We start from the raw sequence: 22,539 nt of genomic DNA on the forward strand, positions 1-22,539 counted from the left end.
ATCAGGTATAATTACTTTAATAAAGTTTGAAATACATTGGCAAAATGTGTACTCGCAATTTGCCTTCCTTTTGTATTTACATGTAAGACATCATAAAAATAAGCTTCGTTTTTTAATAAATCGCTATGGTTAATGATTGAAAAATCACTGATTTCCGTAATCACTTTTCGCCCTTTTATAGGCGAAAAATAACAAATCAGTTCTATATTATTAGCCATACATAAGGCTTTTATTTTCGCTACATAAGGATTTGAAAAAGAAACAGGAAATGCTTTAAATTCAGAAATAACAGCATGCTTATTATCTTTTATTGGATAGGTATAATTCCCATTGGCATCGAATCTATTTCTCTTTTTGGACTGTATACTAGTAAACAAGGAAGGATAAAACACTTCCACATTAAAATAAGAAACGCCCAACATAGGTAACCATTTCGAATTGCTTATCAACTTTGCTCTAGTACTAGCGTACTGCTTAAAATACTGAAAAACATACGTTTCATTAATATACGGTAAAAACCGATAATCATTATCACTAATATCTAGATCTTTAGCATCAAAACTAGTAGCACTTGGTGCCAAAACACAAAACTTCGCAGTTTTTCCTTGCGCTAAAAAATGTTCTAACATTAAGTACTGACTAGATAAAGCGGTGTCATCCATAGACAGATTGATTCCTTTAGTTTGAATAACCGAATCAATAACGGTCGTATTTAATGTAGTCAATCCTGTACTTGCTCCTAACACGATATAATCAAAGTCTTTTTCCGTTATATCATTCACTAAAAAAGAAGGTTTATAAAAAGAAGATTGACGTAACGCCCATAAGCTTCCAAAAGAAACAATAGTGGAAACACTAATAAAAACTAGCAGGATAAAACCGATTCTTTTTAAAAATAATAGCATCATTAAAATTGAAAATAGATAAACTCCGATGGATTTTTAAAAACTCCCATAAAACAAATAAGAATGGCAATACCTATAGCAGTATATACGTTTAAAGTTACTTCCTTTTTGTTTTTTTGAATTGCTAAAAACTCAAACAGGAGCAAGATAACAATACTTAATACAATAATAGCGCTAAACAATACCATTTTAGAACTCTTATAAAATAGGACTACCGAACTACCATTAAAACGAAGTATCTCCTTTATAAAAGTATAGGCTATTTCTACACTATCAGCTCTAAAAAAGATCCATGCAAAAGTTACAAACACAAAAGTTAGTACTAACATCGGTAGTTGCTGTAGGTTTATTTTTGTAGACGTTATATGCTTTCTATTAGATTTTAAAAGTAATAAAGGCAAGAACAAGATAGCGTGAATACCTCCCCATACTATAAAGGTCCAATTAGCGCCATGCCAAAAGCCACTCACTAAAAATACGATAAATACATTTCTAACATTTTGCCAAGTAGTACCTCTAGAACCTCCTAAAGGAATATACAAATAATCGCGAAACCATGTAGATAAAGAAATATGCCAGCGTCTCCAAAACTCGGCAATATCTCTTGAAAAATAAGGGAATGAAAAATTAGTCTTTAAATCAAAGCCAAATAATCTAGATACACCAATAGCAATATCGGAATACCCTGAAAAATCACCATATATTTGAAAAGCAAAAAGCACCGCTCCTATAAATAATTCCATAGAAGAATAGTTTCCTGCACCATCAAAAATCTGGTTTACAAAATAAGCGCAATTATCTGCTACTACTACTTTTTTAAACAGTCCCCAAATGATAAGATAAAATCCGCTGATAGCAAATTCACTATTAAAAACACGTTTGGTTTGAAACTGAGGTAGTAAATGTGAAGCTCTTTCTATAGGTCCTGCTACCAATTGCGGAAAGAAGGACACAAATGCTGCAAATTGAAGTAAACTATGGGTTGGTGCTATTTTCTTTCTATATACATCAATGGTATAGCTTAAGGTTTGAAAGGTGTAAAAACTAATACCTACTGGAAGTATAATTTTTAAGGTCGACGTTTGCATTTCTATACCAAACAGTTGCCAGGCGTCTACCCAACTTTCTATAAAAAAATTAAAGTATTTAAAAAAGGCTAACATGCCTAAATTAAAAAATAAACTAACAAAAAGGAGTGCTTTTCTTCTATTACGCACGGTTTCCTTTTGTAATTGTCTAGCAACTATAAAATCGACTAGAGTGCTTAAAGCAATTAAAGCTAAAAAACGATAATCCCACCACCCATAAAACAGATAACTAGCACAAACAATAAGTATATTTTGTAAGGAAAGTGAACGCTTGGTTACAAACCAATAGCCTATAAAAACTATTGGTAAAAAAATCGCAAAGTCTACGGAATTAAATAGCATAGTTAGTTAATATCTAAATTAATTTTTGTTCTCAAAATACGCTCCTTGAAATAAATCGGTAAAAGCCTTTGCGCCTTGTAAATTTAAATGTTGATAATCATTAAACATGCTAATATTATTAATAGATTTAGAAAAATCAATATAATTTGGAAGATTTTCTTTTAAAACTTCCGTATTAAAATCGGTTTGGTAATAAGGTGCTGTAAAAAAATAGCAGCTAATTTCATTTTTTTTACAAATTTCTAAGATTTCTAATAGATGTATATTTTTTTTATTTACCAACGCTTTTATACGAAACGTATCCTCTTTCTTCATCGTTCCATTAATCCCTAAAAACCCAAGGTTTTCTTCCATTTTATTATTTTTCACAAACCCCATAGAAAGCTCTCTAAAGCCTAATTTAGAATCATAAAGCATATACCTATAAAAGGGTAGGTACTTTTTAAAAAAAGCTAAAGCATCCTGTTTTTTTATTTCATTATATACATAATCCGTTCTAATGTAAGGCATCCATGGTGTTATCGCAATGGGATCTATAGTTTCTGTATTATACAACTTATCTACTTGGATAAAAATCCTTTTCACTGGATGCGTTTTCAAGAAATGCTGCACCATTAATTTTATTTCTAAATTAGTTGCTGCTGGATAAGCAAGGTTTACACCTAATTGATTTGTTGTTTGTAATATTTGTTTAGGGTTAATATGAAAAGCGGCTCTGGAAGAACCAAAAACGGCATAATCCAAAGGCATTTCATTACTTATATTATTCACCCAAGAGACCTTACTTCTATTATAAATAGAGCTACTATACATTTTTGTATACACAAAATCTAAGGCTATAAGTAGAAGTACAGATAGCAACAAAAGCTTTATAAAATGAGATATAAATTTTTTCATATTTAAAACTGAAAATAAATAAACTCTTGCAGTTTAGAAAAACTTCCAAACACAAAAATGAGTAGCATAAGTATTAAACTCGCAAGTATTGGTTGCTTTGTTTCCTTTAAAGGATGCTCCTGTTTTCTAGTAAACCATTCTATAATTAAAAGTAGTACAATTAATGGCACAATTTCAAATGCATAACGTTCTAGCTGGATTTTTTCCATAAAGTTTAATGAAAAAGTCCCCATTTGTTTCATATATAAAAATGCGGTTGTCACATTCTCCGATCTAAAAAACACCCATGCTATCATGGTAACAAAAAAGGTGAACCCCATTTGCAGAATCTCTTTTATACTTGGTAAAAAACTATTTTCGGCAACTATATTCGTATGTACTCTATTCTTATTAGAAAGCATAACTGGTAAAAAATAACATGCATTTAAAAAGCCCCAAACAATAAAGGTCCAATTAGCACCATGCCAAAAACCACTGACTAAAAATATAATAAACACATTACGTATTTGATTTCCTTTAGTACCTCTAGAACCTCCTAGTGGAATATACATATAATCTCGAAACCAGGTGGATAAAGAGATATGCCATCTTCGCCAAAATTCTGCAATATCCCTAGAAAAATAGGGCAATGCAAAATTCTGCATTAAATTAAAACCAAACAAACGAGCCGTTCCTATCGCTATATCCGAATAGCCTGAAAAATCACCATAAATTTGAAAAGCGAAATAAAAAGCTCCTAATAATAAAGTTGTCGAAGAATATGCTGGGTAGTTATTAAAAATATCATTTGCAAACTGCGCGCAATTATCAGCTATCACCACTTTTTTAAATAAACCCCATAGTATTTGTTGTAAACCATCTATGGCATTTTTACTATGAAAAGTATGCTTCTTTTTAAACTGTGGTAATAAATGTGTTGCACGCTCTATTGGACCCGCTACAAGCTGCGGAAAAAAGGAAACAAAAGCTGCAAACTGGATAAAGTTATTAGTAGGTTCTAACTTTTTTCGATACACATCAATCGTATAACTTAAGGTTTGAAAGGTGTAAAAGCTAATTCCTACAGGTAAAATAATATGTAAAGAGTTTGGCTGTATATCGCTTCCAAAAAAGGAGAAAGCAGCTGAAAAATTATCTATAAAGAAATTATAATACTTAAAGAATCCTAAAAGTCCAATATTAACAAAAACACTAGTATATAGCAGGATTTTTCTTTTTGAAGTATCTGTCGTTTTTTTTAAATAATTGCCAATCCAAAAATCAACAAGTGTACTAAAAAGAATAAGTACCAAAAAGCGATAATCCCACCAGCCATAAAACACGTAACTAGCAACAACTATTAGTAAGTTCTGCCATTTCACACTATGCTTTTGCAACATCCAATAAAGCGCAAACACAATAGGTATAAATAAAGCAAAGTCTAGGGAGTTAAATAACATAACGTTGCAAATTAAAAACGTCTGGCATAAAGCGTTAATTTAAAAACATCTAATATTTGATTTATCTCTAGCAAAACCTCCTCAGGTAAAGCGTTCTTTTTAGCATCCTTATTATAAATAGCGCCTTCTGGGTGTGTTTTAGAGGATGGTTGCTTAAAATACTTTTGCAGATTGGGAACGGGCTCTAGATGATAGGTTGTACACAATTCATAAAACATATCTATATTTTTAGACAATTCTTCATAACGTACAACGGTAGCTTTTCCAGAATAAGGGGTAAAGACTTCTAAAGGAATTACATTCTCGATACACCAACGTAAGGTTAAAATAGCAACTTCCGATAGATTTTTATATTGCGTAATATCGTACTGATAAACCTCTTGAATTAACTGGACTAGTTTTTCTTGTTCTACAAAATGAGTTAAATCGTAAAGCCAAGGGAATCTCACTTGCTGTTGCGAGCGTATCACATCGTACGGATTTCTAATAATATGTATTACAGGAATACCAAATTCGGCATGCATATAGTGGGCTGCCAAATTACATCGCACAAATTTAATGATATATTTTTTAGCTACAAAAGGCCATAAATGACGTTTAAATTTTCGGTTGCTATTTTGAGCAATCCAATCGCAATCTACGCTGTTTTTAAAAACGTTAGTTAAGTATTTAAAGGCTTCAAAAGAATCTTGTTTTTCGGTCAGCCATTTATCGCAAAGCAGGTGACCATGTTTGGTTTGCGATTCCTGCTCTGGTTCAAATAGCATTCTATACCGAAGAGGTTGTGCCAAGGTTTCACTTAACCAACTCGTACCACTTCTAGCACTACCAACTACAATAACATGTTTTTTAAATCTATTCGCCATATAAAAGAGTAGTATATAACGATTCATGTGCTGTAATAAAGGCATGCATAGTAAAATGCGCCTCGCAATAGGCACGTAAATCTTGTCCGATTTCTTTGCGTGTTCGCAAATCTTTAGCTCGCATTTCTTCTATTTTTAAAGTTAATGCTTGCACATCTCCTGCGGGAAATAAAAATTCTTTAAAATCTTTCAACACAAAATTAATACCTGTTATGTCGGACCCTATAACTGGAACAGCCATACTCATCGCTTCTACTAAAGCCATTGGCATACCTTCCTTTCTTCCTTCATCTAAGGTAGGAATAACATACAAATCTGCTTCCGCAATATACGGTCTAACATCCAATTGTTTTCCTAAAAATCGAATTTGCTCTTGCATCCCTAACTGCTCACTTAATGCTACCATAGTATGTCCGTAAGGATTATCATAATCCCCTAAAACACTAAGTTGAATTGCAGGGTTATTTAAATCGGATACCGCTTGAATTAAAATCTGAATCCCTTTTACAGGCACCAAATTAGCAACCGTTATCACATGAAACTTATCGGTAGTATCTTTTTGAGCATCTGCAAATAAATTAGGACTATAATAATCTGTATCAATCCCTAACGGAATTAATGCTTCTTGTTTTTTATTTGGAAAGTATGCACGCATTTCATCATTAATAGTAACAATAAAATCGGCTAGATAACTTTTAATTCGCCAATGTTTACCATTAAAACCCATTGCTTTTTTTGTGTACATCCATTTTACACCCACTAATTTTGCAGCCATGGCTTCGGTCCAATCCCCACTCCATTGCCAAGAATGCACGATATCGTATTGCTGTTTTTTATAGAATTTAGAAATCTTCCAAATTCGAAACAACAAACTAGAATATGGTTTATAAGGAGTTTTGGTTTCAAAAACATGAATAGGCAAACCTAGGGATTCTACAACCTTAAAAAAAGCACCATCCTTGCTGCCGCAGGCGATTTCTACTTCAAATTTAGTTTTGTCCAAACCCTGTACAAGGTCGTACACCACTTTACCACTTCCGGCGGTATCAAAATTAGAAATCGTAAAAAGTATTTTTATTTTTTTAGATTTCATCTAATCCTCTAATAATTTGTGCTGGGTTTCCAGCAATGACACAATTAGAAGGCACATCTTTTACTACAACAGCACCTGCTCCTATAATTACATTACTGCCAACAGTAATATCTCCTATAATAACCACATTGGCTCCTACGGTTACATTATTTCCTATGGTTGGAAGCAAGCTGTTATCATTCCCTTTGTTCCCTATAGTTAAGCTATTTCTAAATTGAAAATTTGTACCAATAGATTTTGCATTAATAACCGTGGCAAAGGGATGGTAGCAAAGCATACCACCAGCAATTTTAGTATTTCTAAAAATTTTACAAGGAATGCTTTCCAAAAATAAACCCCTCCAACGATACTTTAATTTATTGATTCGCCAAAAAAAGATATAAGCGTAATCTGGATAATAGAGCATTACATGCTGAAACTGTTTTTCTAAGGATTTACTTTGAGCTTTACTACCACGAACCTGCAAGGTTTGGATAATATCTTCTTGAATCTGCAAATCCTTTACAACATAACGTTTGTAAAAACCAAGCAAAAGCAACTTTTTAAAGGCATGTTTAATAAAATGTAGCGGTTTCAATAGTATTTTTTTTTTATTTTACAAGCTGTTTCACCACATAAGGTACCACGTGGTAACCATAGACTTTACGTAAGTTCTCTATTGGCAAGATAACTAATATTGTTAAATATAAGTGAATCGCTAAAGGAATAGAAATGACTTCTATTTCTTTGGTTAGTTGTTGTTTTAATTGATACCGTTTAGAAAGTCCTTTGGTAAAAACCAACTGCCGACCCATAGATTGAAAAAGCTGACTAAAAAGTATTGTTTTAAACTTAGTTGGTGTTTCTTGCGTTAAATAAAATGGTAGGTGTTCTTTTACCAAACGCGGCCAAACCATAAAGGCTCTAGGCATTTTTTTCTTAACACCTTGTATTAAAGATACTTCATGCTTAAAATACAAGTAAATATAGCTGTCTAGATATGCCAAATTGCAAGTCATTCCTAGCTTTACATCGAAAGCTAAATCGGTACCAATAATTGGCAACTGTTGGGTATACAATCCTACTTTTTCAAAAATAGAACGTCGATGCATAAAAGCACCTTCGCCAACAACCGTACCTAAATTAGAAAACCATAATAGGCCCCAAAAAGGCTTTTCTTCAAAACGAACGGCATGCGTTTCTTCTAAGCTTTGGTTTATCGTTGCTAGATTCTTATCCGTTTTAAGCATCTTTCCAAAAACGGCATCCATTTTAGGATAGGCATCTAAAACCTCTATCATTCGCTTTAAAACATTCGGAAATACTTCATCGTCCACATCTAACTGATACACATATTCCCCTTTTGCAGATCGAATTCCCATATTTCTAGCTTGGGCTTCTCCCTGTTCTGGCTGCGACACAAGTTTCACCTTAGCATTATGGGCAACTATGCGATTAATAATGGCAGCAGAAGTATCTGTAGAATTATTATCGATAAATAGAATTTCATAATCTAAGGTATGCAGTTGTTGGTTTTGTAGGGAATTATAACATCTTTCAATAAATTTTTCGCCATTATAAACGGGAACGATTATAGATAATTTCATAGGTTATGTATTATAAAAATGTTTATGCCAAAGGGATAAGGTTAATAACATACACGTTGGAGGGGAATAATACACGGTATTTACATTTTTAAATTTATTATAAAAATCGGAAACTACAGCTTTTGGAACAAACTCTAAAAAAGAGGGATCAAAAAGATACTTTTGTAATTGTGCATCGTTTTCTGCTCCTAATAATTGCAATTCAAAATTACGTTGAATGTACGGATTTCCAAGGAGACTATTTACCTCTCGTTTTATCTTATGAAACACACGATAGGGCAAATTATATGGTGCTTTATTATACTGGTAGTTATTTAAATGAAATGGTTTTTGTTCGTGCCAGGTAATATTTGCTAAAGCTTTGTCTTGTTTTAAATGCGCAATTTGCAAACGTCTATCTGCTAAATAAGCTTCCGGAATGGTACAAATAAATTCTAGCATTCTTTGGTCGTAATATGGCATACTAATAGGATGCGCGGCTTCAAAAACACATAAATTTGTAGTGGTCCAGCGGTGTGCCCATTGCGATGTTTTAAAAGCACGTACTCGCGCACTAATATTATCAATTTTAATTTTAGACAACGAACGTTCAATTCTAGAAATGAAGTACGGTTTAAAATCTCCTTCTAAATCCCATGCTTTCCAAAGGCTTTCCGCAAATTCTAAACCTCCAGGTTTCAGCATTTTTTTTTGCAATAAAGGAATCACCTCTTCCTCTTTCGTGTCTTCGGGCGCACCAATATCAAAAAGTACATCTCCCCAATGCCCGAGAGAAAAAACACCTTCCATTTGTTTTAATTCGTCTAGAACTCCCATTTGTCTGGGATGGGTAAATTCGGAATAACAACCATTTAGCTTTGCCAAATCGTCGATGCTATTCCATAAATAACTTTTAGGAATTTGAAATGCCTTAAATGCAAAACCACAGGTTTTGGCTATTTTGGCACTTATTTTATGCTCTGGATAACCTCCTGGAAAAGAATAACTAAAACTATGTACTGGATTTTTTAAACCTTTTAAAACAAGAGCTTGACTTCGACTATCAATACCTCCAGATAACGGTAATATAACAGGGTTGTCTCCTACTTGTTCTTTGGTAATCGTTGTTAATAAAGCTATATATTCTTCTAACGCTTGCTCAAAAGTAATATCTCTAGGAGTATAATGCCATGGAAACCAAGGTTCACTTTTTACTAATAAGCCATCAGCATCTAAGCTATGCTTATGTCCTGGAAGTAAGCATTTTTCATTTATCCAATAGCTATCATCATCCATAAAAAAACCTGTAGCAACAAAAACACAAATGGCTTTGTAATCTACAGCTTTTTCATTTTTTGTCTTCGCAAAAAGATGTCTTTTCGGAAGTATATTGGTTTTGATCTGATTCATTTGCGTAACAAATATAAACTAGATTAATAGATTACAAAATTTTCGATAATAATAATCTACATCAACCAAAGAATTTATCTAAATTGCATTGCTATTCGTCATCAATTCGTGATAGGAATATAAAAACCCTTTGTTTTAATGTTTCAAAAAATAAATAACCAGCCTTTTAACTTTCATAAGTTAATGGATTTAACCAATAATTATAAAACGATATATTTTATTGGTTTTCTTATTTTGCTACCATTAATTCTTATTTCATTTTATAACAATCCTTCTGGAGATGATTTCGATTATACGTTGGCAACTAAAGGTGGAGTTGATTATTTAACGGCACAGAAATCTATTTATATTAATTGGTCGGGACGCTATGTAGCTACTGCTTTACTCACCATAACCGAATTTGTAAGGTATCCTTTTACGGTTTACAAAATAATTCCAATGCTAGTTATTGTATCCCTTATAATTTCTATAAGCTTTGCGGTACGCTGTTGTTTACCTTCTTTAAAGCGCACGGATAATCATAAAATCACTATTTATATTTTTATTATTTATTTGATTATGATGCCTTCTGTAGTCCAAGCATTTTATTGGTTACCAGCATCTATGTCTTACCAAATATCGAATATTTTGACTCTTTTTTTTATAGGTTTTTTAAACCGACTTTTAAAAACGAAGGCAACCAAACACCTAATAGCATGTATGCTTCTAGCAATATTAATAATAGGTACTAATGAAACAGCAATGCTATTATTAAACTACTTACTTTTTTGTATTTGTATCTATTGGCTTTACACTAAAAAAAGAGCTCCAAAACCTATAATTATTCTTTTGTTTTGTTGTATTATTTGCTCGCTTGTTGTTTTGCTTGCTCCTGGTAATGCAATACGATCTGCCAATATAGCTGTAAAACATGAAGTTATAGATTCAATTAAGCGAACTATTTTAACTACTTTTAATTATAGTATAATTTGGCTGCCTGTTGTTATTCTTTTAGTAGGTTTACTTTATAATACCATCTGCCAACACGTTTCCAAGAATGTTTCGGCAATTTTTAAAAGCAACCCGTACTTTTTATTTACAGCTGTCCTGTTTATCCCTTTTATAGGTTTTTTCCCTTCGTATTGGGCTTTATCTCATGTGGCTCCAGGAAGAACAATTAACATGATCGCTTTTTATTTCTTAATAGGCTGTCTATTTTTTGCTATTTCTATTATGCACCAGCAACTTTTAAAAAACACTCACATTACTAAAAAATTACAGTTTGGTTTGTTTGTAGTTTTTTTCTGCACCATAGCATCTAATACAAATATCCGCACAGCTTTTTCTAATGTTCTTTCTGGTGATGCTAGCGCTTATAATACAGAACTACAAGAGCGCTATACCTATTTGCTTCAAACGGAAGAAGAGAATTGTATTGTTTCAAAATTAAACCATAAACCAGCTACTATTTATTTTGATGATATTAGCTCGAACAAGGAGGATTGGAGAAATAAATCTTACCAGAATTTTTTTGAAAAAACTTCGATAATAATAACAACGGATTAATCGGTTTTAAATACTACACAGCAGCTATTTACACTATTTTTATGAGGTAATTATCCTGAAATATAATCTGCATATTTTATTTTTCGTAGTAAATAAATTATCAAACTAGAGATTAATAAACAAATCGCTTTGGTAATAGGAATACTAAAAATTGGATGCATAAATTTCCAATCGATTCCGTAAGTACTCATTACACTGAGTACAAGAACATGTACTAAATAAATTCCGAAGCTATGATTCGAAATAAAAGAGGAGACCTTTTCCGCTATATTACTTTTAAAAGAAATACTTTTAAACAATAGAAATATACCTATTGCACTTAGCATCACATTTGGAGAAAGATACCCGTAAAAATATTGTTCAAAATCGCCATTTGTTTTAGTGGAATAATAAGTCCCAAAAAAAGTAATTGCTACACCAATCACAATACATAACGACGGAAGGATCTTATTTTTAATTTTTAATTTAGACAAATAATATCCTAAAACCAGGTACCCAAGATAGCCTGAAAAATTAACCAGTTCTAAGTTTGGCAAATACAATTTTAATGCAGGAATCGCATAGAGGGTTGTAGCAAACCAAAGGATTAAAAAATAATGGAATTCCTTTTTATGTGCTTGCTTCACCCATTTTCTTAAAATAGGGATAAATAAATACAGTCCAAGTAATGTGTACACAAACCATAAATGAAACTTACTGCCATGTAATAGGTTTCTTATGATTTTTTTTACCAGATCGAAAAATAAAATATTGTTATCGCCAACCACAAAGACACTATAAGCGATGTAAATAAGACTCCAAAAAACGAGTGGTGGGATAATTCGGAAGCATCTTTTTTTTTAAATCACAGATAGCTCATAATCTTTATCCAACAATAAAGCTCCCGAAAGCATAAAGAAAATAGGAACACAAAATCGAACACCACTATCGTAAAAATTTCCTGTTAGCCATATTTCTGTAGAAACTTGACCGTATTTATAAAGAATCTTTGAGGCAACATGTAATAAAATCACCGCTATGGTTGTAGTAGTTCGTAATCGGGCTATCCAATGTATATTTTCTTTCAAAGTACCTTTATTTAGAGTTTACGGTATGCATATTTACGTTTTTCACATGTGTATTCGCCCACTTTTGCCAAGCATATATATGCCAAACTCCCCAAGCATTATCGTGTTTATTCTCAAAAAAATCGTGTACGTAGTCACGTAATACGGTTACATTTAAAATCTGTTCTCCATAAAAAGGGGTGTTAAAAACCACTTCCATCACATCATTTTTTAAATGCTCATGCAACCAATGATTTAATGGCACCGTAAATCCCATTTTCTTTTGGTTAATTAAAGATTCTGGCACCTCATTGGCTAATAGTCTTTTTAAATCCTTTTTTAAATCTTGTTTGCTTTTTAATTCTCCTCGTCGCTTCCAAGCCCATTCCACACTATTTTTATCTAAAAAAGGCACACGAACTTCCAAACTATTTGCCATACTAGCACGATCTACTTTTATTAAAACACGTTGCATGTGGGCATAAAACTCATTATAACGCAGTTGGTGTAACAAGGACTGCGTACCCGAATTGGTAAAGGAATACAGTGTTTTTATTGCTTTAGAAAAGGACGTATGTGGAAAAGCAGCATCTAAGGTTGCTGCAGGAATTTTTGTATGTTTATTGGTTATAAAGGCATTAAAGGTTTTAAAATAGGGAGCCCAAGTTTTGGTAAGCCCGAGTGTATTGGTAACTTGCGCCAAGAGTTTTCTAATGAAATATGGGAGTTTAAACCACCAGCGTTTTTGCAACACATCTAGCATTCTAGGATATCCAAAAAACAGCTCATCCCCTCCATCGCCAGATAACATTACCGTATGTTTCTTTTTTGCTTCCTTAGAAATCACATAGGTAGGAATACTAGAATAATCCCCAAAAGGTTCGGAAAACGCATCAAAATGCGCATCTATTTCCGCTAATAAATCTTTTTCTTGAACCGCGACAATATGCTGTTTGATTTTTAAATGTGCTGCATATTTTTTCGCAATCTCGCTTTCGTTTAGTTTCGGGTTATCGACTTCTAAGGTAAAAGCTTCTATGCTACGCATGTGTTTTTTTGCGTAGGCACTAATTATTGGACTATCAATCCCTCCGCTTAAAAAAGTAGCAATAGGCACGTCACTTACCAATTGTTTGGCAACAGCTGTTTGTAAAACCGTAGAAAGTTCGGTTTGTTTTTTTGGTGGTGTCTCTTGTTTGTTGCTAAAAGAAACGATTGTTTTTTTTACCACAGCTCCTTGTCTATTTATTTCAAGCAACTCTCCTGGATGCACTTGAAAAATATTTTTGTAAATAGTATTTGGTGCTTGCATATAACCAAAACCAAAATACTCTTTTACAATTTCTGGTAACAAGCTTAGATTTTGTTTAAACCAAGCATGTTTAAAAACCTGATCAAATTGTGATGCCATAACAACACCTTCTTTAGCAAGACCATAAAACAGCGGTTTAATACCGGCAAAATCACGAGTAAGATACAGGCAATCATATTTAGTGTCTATAATAGCAATAGCAAACATGCCATTAAGAAGCTGGATTGTTTTTTCTACACCTTGACTATCTAGCAAATGAATAAGGACTTCAGTATCTGATGTAGATGCCAAGTTGTTAAGGGCGTAGGTTTCTGCCAGCTCTTTGTAATTATAAATTTCGCCATTAAATACTACGTGATACCGACCACTCGGACTCGCCTTAGGCTGATTCCCTAAAGGAGAAACATCCAAGATGGCAAGGCGATTAAAACCCAACTGAAAACCAGAACCTCTCTTTACACCACTAGCATCAGGACCACGATGTTTAGATAAGGTTAAAAGCGTTTCAAAAGAAACAGCATCGGTTACGCTATGGTTATAAAAAGTAAATTCGCCTAGAAATCCGCACATAAATAAGTCATTCTTGAAAAGCCTTTTTTAGAAGAATACTGGATTATTTTCCTCTTAAAATTCAAACTTTAAACATTTAATTATTCTTACAAATAAATAAGAAGTATTAATACTTCAGAAACAAATAAACAAAATAAAACCCATCAGAAACACTATTTCTAGTAATTTTATTAAGCAGGCGCAATTTCTGATTTAAACCCAAACAATGATTTCGTAAAATTTGTTTATAGCGTGCTGCCTCTATACTAGTAATAAGTTGTTTATCCTGTTTTAAGAATCGTTGCTCACCCCAAACCAACAGTGTTTTTGTAAGTTCGCGATAGCGCATGTATTGCTCATAAGGATCTGTTGTAGAAGTATGTGTTATATTGGAATCGTGTTTTCGTACGCAGGCTAAAACATCTTGCAAAGCATAAAAAGGGTAATAAAAAGCGACACGTCGCCAATATTCCCAATCTTCAAAAATGGTGAAATCTGGATTAAAATAACCTACTTTATCAAATACCGATTTTCGTAGTACAGGTGTAATGGATGTGGTTCTATTTTTTAATAAAAATTCTTTAAATACATAACCATGATTGCCAGTTTGTCCGATAACACGTCCGGAACGAACACCATCTGCATTTACAAATTCTATATTTCCCGTTACCAAACCAATTTCTGGATGGGTATTTAAAATAGCAACTTGCTTTTCTAATTTATCTAATAGCCAAAAATCATCGTCATCACAAAAGGCAATATACATTCCTTTTGCTTTATGAATCCCGTAATTTCTAGAATCTGGTTGCCCTGTATTTTCTTTAAATGCGTAGGTACAGTTTTTAAATTGGCTACAAATAATTTGATTTTCGGAAGCAATTTTGGGTTTAGACCCATCATCGATCACCAGAATTTCTACCTGCACATACGTTTGATTGGCAATAGAATGCAGCGTCTCTTCTAGATATATACTTCGATTGTACGTAGTAATAATTACACTTACCAAAGGGAGTTCCTGCTGCTTATTCATAAACCAATTGAAATTATTTCTTTTTAAACGATTGTTTTATACTATAACCCAGCATTTTTACATACTTTACGTTTAGGGCCTCTGTACCTGTACTCAAATTGGTAATTGCCGTTTTACAAGCTTTAAAATACTGCCTTTTTTTTAAATAATAAAACTCCGAATGGTCCATCCAAGATTTATTCCATAAGTGAATGGCATAGGTATCTGAGGTTCTAAAATCCATATATCGATTTGTGATTTCCGAATCCTCATAACTATAGGGATAAAAATAATTTTTAGGACAAACAAGCACCTTATCTATTGTTATTAACTTATCAAATTTTTCATAAAAATTATAATAAGCTCTAAAGCTAGCAGTCAAAATTTTAGGAATGGTTATTTTATGAAACTCGATATTCGTTAAATCCATAGTATCATAACGCTCTATTCCTTTTTGAATAAAGGGATGATTTGGGATAGCACCAATAATTCCACAGCTAATAAATCGATCTTCCTCGGCACCAACAAATAAATCATTATTTAAAAAACTATCTATTGGTTTTAAAAAAAACATATCGGTATCTAAATAAATTCCGCCATGCGTATGTAAAATTTTTAATCGGATATAATCGGAAACAAAAGCCCATTTTTTCTGTCTGTAGGCATATTTTACAAATGGGTTACTAAGGTCTACATTGGTTTCATTCCATTCTTTAATGACGTAACCTACTAAGATTTTTCGCCATGAAGCAATACACTCTTTTACTACTTTGGGCTTCTCTTTTTCGCCAAACCAACAGTAATGAATTGTTTTAGGTATAACCATTAGAGTTTTATTTTACGCAAATTCACCCCTACTAAATCAATACCTTCATTAAAAACATAATAGCCATTATTTAACAATTTGGTACGCATGGATTGTTTTTGAGCCTCGGGTAAGTTTACAAATTCGGCTTTTATAATTGCTGGTTTATGTTTTTTAAAATCTAACATATCCAGTACCTCAAAATCATAGCCTTCGGTATCTATTTGTAAATAGTTAAAACTAAAAATTTTACTATCTCCAATAATATCCATTAAAGACGCTGCAGCTACTTGTTCTTCTATAATATGTGTTTCGTTTAAAAAGACGAATTTCGTAAGGTGTTCTTTATTAAAAGAAGCGATTCCTTTGGTCCAATCTGGATAGCCATGTAATTTAGAATCTTCCACTTTAAAAACAGTAACCACTTTTGCTGTTTTATGTACGGCTTTATTAACTTTTACAATTTTATCTTGATTTTTATAATTTTCACAAAGCTCATTATAATACGCTTTAATGGGTTCTATAACGACACCAGAAACTTCTCTTTGAATTACAAAATCGTATAAAAAATCGAAGCTTTTTCCGTCGTTCGCACCTACTTGTAAAAAACAAAATGCGCTACCTACTGGATAATTTTTTTCTAAAATCCTCTGCGATACAAACAACCGTCTTCTAAAGGTCACGCCTCTTCCGAATACTTTGGAAAAGGCTGCTAAAAATATTTGAATGTAGTTTTTTATCATCTTGAATACTTCAATAGGTATTTATTTCTAGTTAATTCAAACGCCATTATAAAGCAGCTAATTGTTTATATAGTTGCGTTACATTTTTTACTTCTAAGGCATTTGAAAATCGATTTTCACAATGTACAATACTTGCTTTTGAAAACTCCTGATATTGCGTTGAGCTTTTCCATAAACTAATAATATGTTCTGCGGCAGCATCTGCATCCCAAGCATCTACACAATACCCACTTTTACCAATAGCAATGGTTTCTGGCAATCCACCAGAATCTGCAACTATTGCAGGAATTCCTAGGGATTGAGCTTCAATAACCGACATACCTAAGGACTCCGAATGACTTAGTTGCAAATAAATATCGGAAGAGGTAATGGTGTTTAATAGTTCTTTATTAGAAAGCTTATCGTGCATAAAAACACAGTGTTGAATATTATATTTCTGAATTAAAAACATGGCTTCGCCAATCTTATAACCAGCACCATAAAGATCATATCTTACTTTATAGCCTTTATCGTTTAAATATTTTATTACTCGTAAATTACCATCTATATTTTTTTCCCAAACTAGTCGAAACATAGAAACGATTCGAATACATTTTTCGTCTTTTTGCTTCATCACAGGTGTAAAAGTAGATTGAATCGATACAGGAATGATATGTATCTTTAGAGCATCAACCCCCAAAGCGATTAATCGTTCTTTTTGGTTGGTACTCATTACAATATACCCTTCTATTTTTTTAGCATGTTCTTCGTAGAATCCTTTCCATTTATCAAAAATTAAAGGCTTTACATAGGTGTCGTCACCACGCATGGTCATGACTATCTTTGGTCTCTTTTCTTTAGGTAAGTCTAGTAAACCTAGAACCTTTTCAAATAAAAAGGAATCCATAATGTGTAAAACATCTATTTCCGATTTTAAACAATACCGCTCTAAAAAAGTACGTTTATCCTTAGAAAGCATCGCATTAATTTTATGTTTAATTTGCCTGTTTCGATAGCTAGGTGCTTTGATTGCTTTCTCTCCTCCTTCTCCTTCAAAATGCAGAATTTTAAAATCTAAATCTGTCCTTTCTTTTAACAATTCCACTACTGGTGGTATATAAGGCTGAAAAAACAATGGATAAGTGCTAAATAGTTGTACAACCTTAATTGACATAAGCTATTATAATTTTAAAATTTAACATACAATAATGAATTATTTAGAATAGCATATGAATTACAAACACCTATTATTAAACATTAATTGTTCATGCGAATATATATTTTTGCTTTTAAAAAACTTACATGTTTAGCCTTTTTCTGTAGAGTTCTTCAAAACCAAATTTTAATTATGGCATAACTTTTAGTGTTATAACAATCCCAAGTTTTATATGAATATTTATAAGGATTAAAAATATTATTTATATTTCTTTTACCTATTAAATCTACATATTAAATATATTAAATGAAATCCATCCGTGATACTACGCAAAAAGACTTGAAATAAAAACTCGATTTTTCTCAAAACACCAGGATAATGATTAGCCATTAGTTTCCTATATCGTTGCCATTCTATTTTATATATTAAATTGTAATCAGCAGGCTCAAATCGATACTTACCCCATTTTAACAAAGATTTTGTCAATTTCCTATACAATTTATAATTCTCAAAAGGTTTTCCTGTTCTCGTTTTGGTCATGTTTTCAGGGTGCAACCTAACAAAACACAATACTTCGTTAATACTATAAAAATCAAAACAATAACTTACTCGACGCCAAAACTCCCAATCTTCGGCAATAACAAAATCAGTATTAAAATTTCCAACCTTTTCAAAAACGCCTCGTTTTATCATAGGCGTCACCATAGACGTTCTATTTTTAATCAAAAACTGTTTAAAAACAAATCCATGGTTATTTGGCCAATGAGATTTCACATTATTAAGAGACACCCCTTCACTATTAATATAAGCAATATCGCCAGTAACAACCGAAATATGGGTATGCTTTTTAAAAATATTTAATTGTAATTCTAATTTATTAGAGACCCAACAGTCGTCATCATCACAAAACGAAACAAAAGTCCCTTTACTCATTGATATTCCAAAATTCCTACATGAATTAGCACCTTTCGATAAATTATTAGGCCTTAAAAAATATGTAAACCTACTATCGTTTTTACAGAAATCAATTAAAATATCTCGCGTATTATCTGTGCTCCCATCATCAATTATTAAACATTCAAAATGCGTGTAAGTCTGCTTTGCAATGGAAGCCAAAGTAAAACGAATATAAGCAGCCCTATTATAGGTCGGAATAATCACTGAAACCAACTCTCTCTTCATTTCTAATTATTTAGTATTAAACTTTAAATATTTCATTCCACGCTTAAAATAAATAAAAAGCCCATATCCAAAACTAAACCTTACGGCTTGAATGTAATAACTAAATGCTAATGATTGTTTTAAAAGTTTTTTAAATAATAGTGACCTTACTGCAGCATTTTCTCGTAACGCAATTCTCAAATGTTTAGAATATCGAGTAATAATATAATTTTTAATTTGGTGGTTAATGTCATAACCAAAATCCTTAAATAGTTTTAATTGTTTATCCCTTGCCTTAAAATCAGATAAGATTTCTTCTTTATTTAGTTTCCTTACTTCTTCAGAAAAAGAACCATGATTTTTTCTATAATAAATTAATATGTCATCTAGGTAAATCAATTGGGGATTTGCATATAACATACGTAAATTAAAATCCCAATCATCCACATTCCTAATGGTTTCATCAAATAAATAAGGTTGTTTCTCTAAAAATGAACGCCTCCAAAGGGGGCCACAAACTAAAAAGGTGATTTTTCCAATAAAATAGTCGGTTAATAAATTAGCCGATTGAATGGAATTGCTACTTAAATGTTTCCCTGTATTAAAATCTGTTAAAACATTATTCATTATTACACCATCTGTTTCTTCTAAAAAATTAGTTAAACAGGTTTCAAACGCGTCTGCCTTTAATAAATCATCACTATCAAAAAAATTAACATAGTCTCCTTTACTTTTTTCAAAGCCAAAATTTCTACAACTACAAGGACCTTTTTTTCTATCCTTTGGTCTGGTATAATACTGAAATCTACTATCTTTTTTTATATAACGCTCTAACACCTCATCGGTATTATCTGTGCTCCCATCATCTACTACTATACATTCCCAACGACTATATGTTTGGGCTATAATAGCGTCTAAGGTTTCCCCTATAATATGAGCTCGATTATAGGTTGGGATGATTATAGAAATTAAAGGTAATTCTTTCATAAACGTATATCTTGAAATTGTTTCTCTACAAGATAACTACTTCTTTTCAAAAAAATTAATACGTTTCCTACACTTTTAAACATTATATACACTTTAAAATAATTAGATTTTAAGATTTCTGAAAGTTCTTTATAAATATAATCTGTTGTTTTAGAATCTTTATTTTTAATACTAGCAAAAAAATAAACTAAAAGAGTCTGAAAACAATGATTAATCAAATCTTTATCTTTTAAATCTATAGATCGTTTAAAATTATGTATATAAATATAACTTTGGGAATATTTAAACTTGGGAAAATAACCTTTATTAATGGTGCTTTTAGTGGTTTCATGCTGTCTATATAAAAACAAAGGAGTATTTAAAACCTTAAACTTTTCTATAGAAAGCTTAAAAAACATACGAGAAAAAAACTCCGTTTCTTGGCCTCTGTATATTTTATTTAAAAATAAGACTTTACCCTCTAAAAAGGATTTTCTAAACAAAACCGAAGGTGTTAAAATTTCTGCTCGCCATAAAACATAGTCCTTAAACAAAGAAGTATGCAAACTAACATCAATATTTTTTATGTGTGATAAGTCATTCTTCACGTAACTTCCAGAACAGATAACCATTTCTAAATTTTGATTAAAAGTCAAGACTTTTTTATTTAAAAATTCAGGCAACATTACATCATCATCATCAAACCACTGTATATAAATTCCTTTACTCTTTAAAAACCCATAATTTCTAGCGCCATTACCTCCTGGCAAATAGCTATCTGGTCGTTTGTAATATTGAAAACGATCATCCTTAGTAGCATAAGCATTTATAAGTTTTTTAGTACCATCCGTACTGCCATCATCTACCACAATACATTCCCAATTTGGATAGGTTTGTGCCAACACAGAATCTAACGTTTCTCCAATCAAATGGGCACGATTAAAAGTAGGAATAATAATAGATACTAAAGCTGGTTTGGACATAAATACTATTTACGCTACCAATATACAAAGTCAGAAGAAAACGAAGGCTAAAAAGAAAAAAAACTAAGGTAGATTATAAAAGAATCCATTGTAGGCAATAAGTAATTAAAGTATAGAACAAAGAATCAAAGGCAAGGAAAAGAAAAAACAGTTTTAAGCAAGCTCCTTATCTACTACAACCCTATTAATCATGTTAAAGACATCTGTATACGGCAAACCCATATATGCACAAAACTCCCGTATGGTTAACGCTTGATGTTTGTCTTTGCCATGTACATCTTTTATAGTACGCACCAAAGTTTGAGCCGTAGTTAAAGACTTACCTAATAAGATAGCAACTTCTTTCGGATATATACATATTTGCTTCATACAATCTTGGGATCGTTGTGGGTATATTCTTCATTATTTGTGGAATTTTCATTGAATCACATAGTACTAAGCTAAAAAATAATTCGGTTAAAAAAAAGAGAATATTTAAAAAAACCCATGCCAAACACTAATAACAAACAACTTAACACAAATGCTATGCCTGTTTTTAGAATTATCCTACTACAAATAGTCAACAACGAGATGACCCATAGATAATCCGTAGATATTCCGTAGATACGCCATAGATAGTCCGTGTAAACTAGTCCCCATAATACAACACACCAAAAACATGAAAAAGCATCAAAAAACACACAAACAAGGTGTTAACAAAAATAAAATACGAAGACCCGCAAAAAACAAGCAAACCACTCGAAACCAAAACACAAAAAACAAACACCCACTACATTAGCGCCAAGAAAGTTACAATAGCGCTTATTATTGATTTTTTAAGCAGGAGCTCATGCTTAAGTGCACCTTTAATAAACGGCTGTGTAATGATTAATAATGTAAAACCAGTATGCACTAAAAAGTAGAAAGCATACATAAATGATAATAAAATGGCGAAGTACAAAAGTTTATTTAAAATAGAAGGAACATTAGATGATGTAAACTTCTACAAAACAGAAGATGGGTATCGTGTACGCACCAAAGGTGGTGTAAGTAAATCACGCATACAAAAAGATCCTGCGTTTCAGAGAACGCGAGAAAACAATAGTGAGTTTGGCGCTAGTGCAACCAGTGGTAAAATACTGCGTCGTGCTATTATTGACATACTAGCAAATGCTAAAGATAGTAAACTAGCATCCCGAGTAACGCAAGTAATGACCCAAGTCAAAAATTTCGATCTTACCTCTGTTAGAGGAAAACGGAATGTGGCAGTGGGCATAGCAACACCAGATGGTAAAATACCATTAAGAGGATTTAATTTTAATAGAAAATCCAGTCTTTCCGAAGTATTGCTATCCGATTATATTCTAGATACCGCTACCGGAGAGGTGGTTATTAATAATTTTATTCCAACGCAAAGGCTAGCAGTACCAGAAGGTGCCACGCATGTAGAATTTACGGCTGGTTTTTTAAACCTAGATTTTGCGACAGAAGTAAAAGATTTTCAAACAAGTAATGTAGAAAATCTTCCTATTAATAGTACAGTTTCTACAATAACCTTAACACCTGCGGCTCCCGCAACAGGTACAGGACAAAGTTTTTACTTGTTAAAAGTCGCTTTCTATCAAGAAATTAATAACATACAATATCCGTTAAAAAACGGAACGTTTAATGCATTGCAAATCTTAGAAGTATTGTAACATA

20 protein-coding genes and 1 pseudogene are annotated in these 22,539 nt (G+C 32.2%); 2 read left to right on the plus strand and 19 right to left on the minus strand.

What is annotated here, in order from left to right:
• Window positions 1-11: 11 nt before the first annotated feature.
• Genes FG167_RS00610 through FG167_RS00650 form a run of 9 tightly spaced genes read right to left on the minus strand, consistent with a single transcriptional unit; the run spans window position 12 to window position 9,605 of the window.
• Window positions 12-908, minus strand: a complete 897-nt coding sequence (locus tag FG167_RS00610; protein ID WP_203459566.1) for a hypothetical protein — start codon at window positions 906-908, stop codon at window positions 12-14.
• Window positions 908-2,335 carry an MBOAT family protein gene (locus tag FG167_RS00615; RefSeq protein WP_203459567.1) on the minus strand — a complete coding sequence of 476 codons (1,428 nt, stop codon included), beginning with the start codon at window positions 2,333-2,335 and terminating at the stop codon, window positions 908-910. The genes FG167_RS00610 and FG167_RS00615 overlap by 1 nt, the downstream gene beginning before the upstream one ends.
• Window positions 2,336-2,353: 18 nt before the next feature.
• Window positions 2,354-3,232: a hypothetical protein gene (locus FG167_RS00620; RefSeq protein WP_203459568.1), complete on the minus strand. Its 879-nt coding sequence runs from the start codon at window positions 3,230-3,232 to the stop codon at window positions 2,354-2,356.
• 2 nt (window positions 3,233-3,234) lie between these two features.
• Entirely contained in the window at window positions 3,235-4,671 is a 1,437-nt protein-coding gene (locus FG167_RS00625; protein WP_203459569.1) for an MBOAT family protein, read from the minus strand.
• A gap of 11 nt (window positions 4,672-4,682) precedes the next feature.
• On the minus strand, window positions 4,683-5,537 hold the full coding sequence (locus FG167_RS00630) for a sulfotransferase family protein (RefSeq protein ID WP_203459570.1): 855 nt from the start codon (window positions 5,535-5,537) through the stop codon (window positions 4,683-4,685).
• Window positions 5,527-6,630, minus strand: coding sequence for a glycosyltransferase (locus tag FG167_RS00635; RefSeq protein ID WP_203459571.1), 1,104 nt, complete (start codon window positions 6,628-6,630; stop codon window positions 5,527-5,529). Before FG167_RS00635 ends, FG167_RS00630 begins: the two co-directional genes overlap by 11 nt.
• On the minus strand, window positions 6,620-7,207 hold the full coding sequence (locus FG167_RS00640) for a serine acetyltransferase (protein ID WP_203459572.1): 588 nt from the start codon (window positions 7,205-7,207) through the stop codon (window positions 6,620-6,622). Before FG167_RS00640 ends, FG167_RS00635 begins: the two co-directional genes overlap by 11 nt.
• A 13-nt stretch (window positions 7,208-7,220) precedes the next feature.
• Complete coding sequence (locus tag FG167_RS00645) at window positions 7,221-8,216, minus strand: glycosyltransferase family 2 protein (protein ID WP_203459573.1); 996 nt, start codon at window positions 8,214-8,216, stop codon at window positions 7,221-7,223.
• A gap of 3 nt (window positions 8,217-8,219) precedes the next feature.
• Window positions 8,220-9,605 (minus strand): asparagine synthase C-terminal domain-containing protein, encoded by a 1,386-nt coding sequence (locus tag FG167_RS00650; RefSeq protein WP_203459574.1) that lies wholly within the window; start codon window positions 9,603-9,605, stop codon window positions 8,220-8,222.
• Between the two features lie 138 nt (window positions 9,606-9,743).
• On the opposite strand from FG167_RS00650, the gene FG167_RS00655 reads away from it, so the two are divergent.
• Window positions 9,744-11,150 (plus strand): DUF6056 family protein, encoded by a 1,407-nt coding sequence (locus tag FG167_RS00655; RefSeq protein ID WP_203459575.1) that lies wholly within the window; start codon window positions 9,744-9,746, stop codon window positions 11,148-11,150.
• 50 nt (window positions 11,151-11,200) lie between these two features.
• On the opposite strand, the pseudogene FG167_RS00660 reads toward FG167_RS00655, so the two are convergent.
• From FG167_RS00660 to FG167_RS00710, 10 genes and pseudogenes are all read right to left on the minus strand, one after another.
• A pseudogene (locus tag FG167_RS00660) lies at window positions 11,201-12,217 on the minus strand (acyltransferase).
• Between the two features lie 7 nt (window positions 12,218-12,224).
• A complete protein-coding gene (asnB, locus tag FG167_RS00670; RefSeq protein WP_203459577.1) occupies window positions 12,225-14,078 on the minus strand; it encodes an asparagine synthase (glutamine-hydrolyzing) in 1,854 nt (617 codons plus the stop codon).
• Between the two features lie 106 nt (window positions 14,079-14,184).
• Window positions 14,185-15,087, minus strand: a complete 903-nt coding sequence (locus FG167_RS00675) for a glycosyltransferase (RefSeq protein ID WP_203459578.1) — start codon at window positions 15,085-15,087, stop codon at window positions 14,185-14,187.
• Window positions 15,088-15,100: 13 nt separating this feature from the next.
• Window positions 15,101-15,892, minus strand: a complete 792-nt coding sequence (locus FG167_RS00680; RefSeq protein ID WP_203459579.1) for a glycosyltransferase — start codon at window positions 15,890-15,892, stop codon at window positions 15,101-15,103.
• On the minus strand, window positions 15,892-16,614 hold the full coding sequence (locus FG167_RS00685; protein WP_203459580.1) for an FkbM family methyltransferase: 723 nt from the start codon (window positions 16,612-16,614) through the stop codon (window positions 15,892-15,894). Before FG167_RS00685 ends, FG167_RS00680 begins: the two co-directional genes overlap by 1 nt.
• A 46-nt stretch (window positions 16,615-16,660) precedes the next feature.
• The gene (locus tag FG167_RS00690; RefSeq protein WP_203459581.1) at window positions 16,661-17,767 is read right to left on the minus strand and encodes a glycosyltransferase family 4 protein; all 1,107 of its coding nucleotides are present in this window, start codon (window positions 17,765-17,767) and stop codon (window positions 16,661-16,663) included.
• Window positions 17,768-18,022: 255 nt separating this feature from the next.
• A complete protein-coding gene (locus FG167_RS00695; protein ID WP_239004424.1) occupies window positions 18,023-18,931 on the minus strand; it encodes a glycosyltransferase family 2 protein in 909 nt (302 codons plus the stop codon).
• 6 nt (window positions 18,932-18,937) lie between these two features.
• Complete coding sequence (locus tag FG167_RS00700; protein WP_203459582.1) at window positions 18,938-19,897, minus strand: glycosyltransferase family 2 protein; 960 nt, start codon at window positions 19,895-19,897, stop codon at window positions 18,938-18,940.
• Complete coding sequence (locus FG167_RS00705; RefSeq protein WP_203459583.1) at window positions 19,894-20,859, minus strand: glycosyltransferase family 2 protein; 966 nt, start codon at window positions 20,857-20,859, stop codon at window positions 19,894-19,896. Before FG167_RS00705 ends, FG167_RS00700 begins: the two co-directional genes overlap by 4 nt.
• Window positions 20,860-21,012: 153 nt before the next feature.
• Complete coding sequence (locus tag FG167_RS00710) at window positions 21,013-21,228, minus strand: hypothetical protein (protein ID WP_203459584.1); 216 nt, start codon at window positions 21,226-21,228, stop codon at window positions 21,013-21,015.
• A gap of 557 nt (window positions 21,229-21,785) precedes the next feature.
• Between FG167_RS00710 and FG167_RS00715 the strand changes: the two genes are divergently transcribed.
• Window positions 21,786-22,535: a hypothetical protein gene (locus tag FG167_RS00715; protein WP_203459585.1), complete on the plus strand. Its 750-nt coding sequence runs from the start codon at window positions 21,786-21,788 to the stop codon at window positions 22,533-22,535.
• Window positions 22,536-22,539 lie beyond the last annotated feature (4 nt).

It is taken from the genome of Lacinutrix sp. WUR7, from assembly GCF_016864015.1.
In the GTDB taxonomy this organism is placed as follows: domain Bacteria; phylum Bacteroidota; class Bacteroidia; order Flavobacteriales; family Flavobacteriaceae; genus Oceanihabitans.

Coding starts and splice junctions, on each gene's coding strand:
- FG167_RS00610 (WP_203459566.1), bottom strand. CDS start 908: ATGATGCTATTATTTTTAAAAAGAATCGGTTTTATCCTGCTAGTTTTT.
- FG167_RS00615 (WP_203459567.1), bottom strand. CDS start 2,335: ATGCTATTTAATTCCGTAGACTTTGCGATTTTTTTACCAATAGTTTTT.
- FG167_RS00620 (WP_203459568.1), bottom strand. CDS start 3,232: ATGAAAAAATTTATATCTCATTTTATAAAGCTTTTGTTGCTATCTGTA.
- FG167_RS00625 (WP_203459569.1), bottom strand. CDS start 4,671: ATGTTATTTAACTCCCTAGACTTTGCTTTATTTATACCTATTGTGTTT.
- FG167_RS00630 (WP_203459570.1), bottom strand. CDS start 5,537: ATGGCGAATAGATTTAAAAAACATGTTATTGTAGTTGGTAGTGCTAGA.
- FG167_RS00635 (WP_203459571.1), bottom strand. CDS start 6,630: ATGAAATCTAAAAAAATAAAAATACTTTTTACGATTTCTAATTTTGAT.
- FG167_RS00645 (WP_203459573.1), bottom strand. CDS start 8,216: ATGAAATTATCTATAATCGTTCCCGTTTATAATGGCGAAAAATTTATT.
- FG167_RS00650 (WP_203459574.1), bottom strand. CDS start 9,605: ATGAATCAGATCAAAACCAATATACTTCCGAAAAGACATCTTTTTGCG.
- FG167_RS00655 (WP_203459575.1), top strand. CDS start 9,744: ATGTTTCAAAAAATAAATAACCAGCCTTTTAACTTTCATAAGTTAATG.
- asnB (WP_203459577.1), bottom strand. CDS start 14,078: ATGTGCGGATTTCTAGGCGAATTTACTTTTTATAACCATAGCGTAACC.
- FG167_RS00675 (WP_203459578.1), bottom strand. CDS start 15,087: ATGAATAAGCAGCAGGAACTCCCTTTGGTAAGTGTAATTATTACTACG.
- FG167_RS00680 (WP_203459579.1), bottom strand. CDS start 15,892: ATGGTTATACCTAAAACAATTCATTACTGTTGGTTTGGCGAAAAAGAG.
- FG167_RS00685 (WP_203459580.1), bottom strand. CDS start 16,614: ATGATAAAAAACTACATTCAAATATTTTTAGCAGCCTTTTCCAAAGTA.
- FG167_RS00690 (WP_203459581.1), bottom strand. CDS start 17,767: ATGTCAATTAAGGTTGTACAACTATTTAGCACTTATCCATTGTTTTTT.
- FG167_RS00695 (WP_239004424.1), bottom strand. CDS start 18,931: ATGAAGAGAGAGTTGGTTTCAGTGATTATTCCGACCTATAATAGGGCT.
- FG167_RS00700 (WP_203459582.1), bottom strand. CDS start 19,897: ATGAAAGAATTACCTTTAATTTCTATAATCATCCCAACCTATAATCGA.
- FG167_RS00705 (WP_203459583.1), bottom strand. CDS start 20,859: ATGTCCAAACCAGCTTTAGTATCTATTATTATTCCTACTTTTAATCGT.
- FG167_RS00710 (WP_203459584.1), bottom strand. CDS start 21,228: ATGAAGCAAATATGTATATATCCGAAAGAAGTTGCTATCTTATTAGGT.
- FG167_RS00715 (WP_203459585.1), top strand. CDS start 21,786: ATGGCGAAGTACAAAAGTTTATTTAAAATAGAAGGAACATTAGATGAT.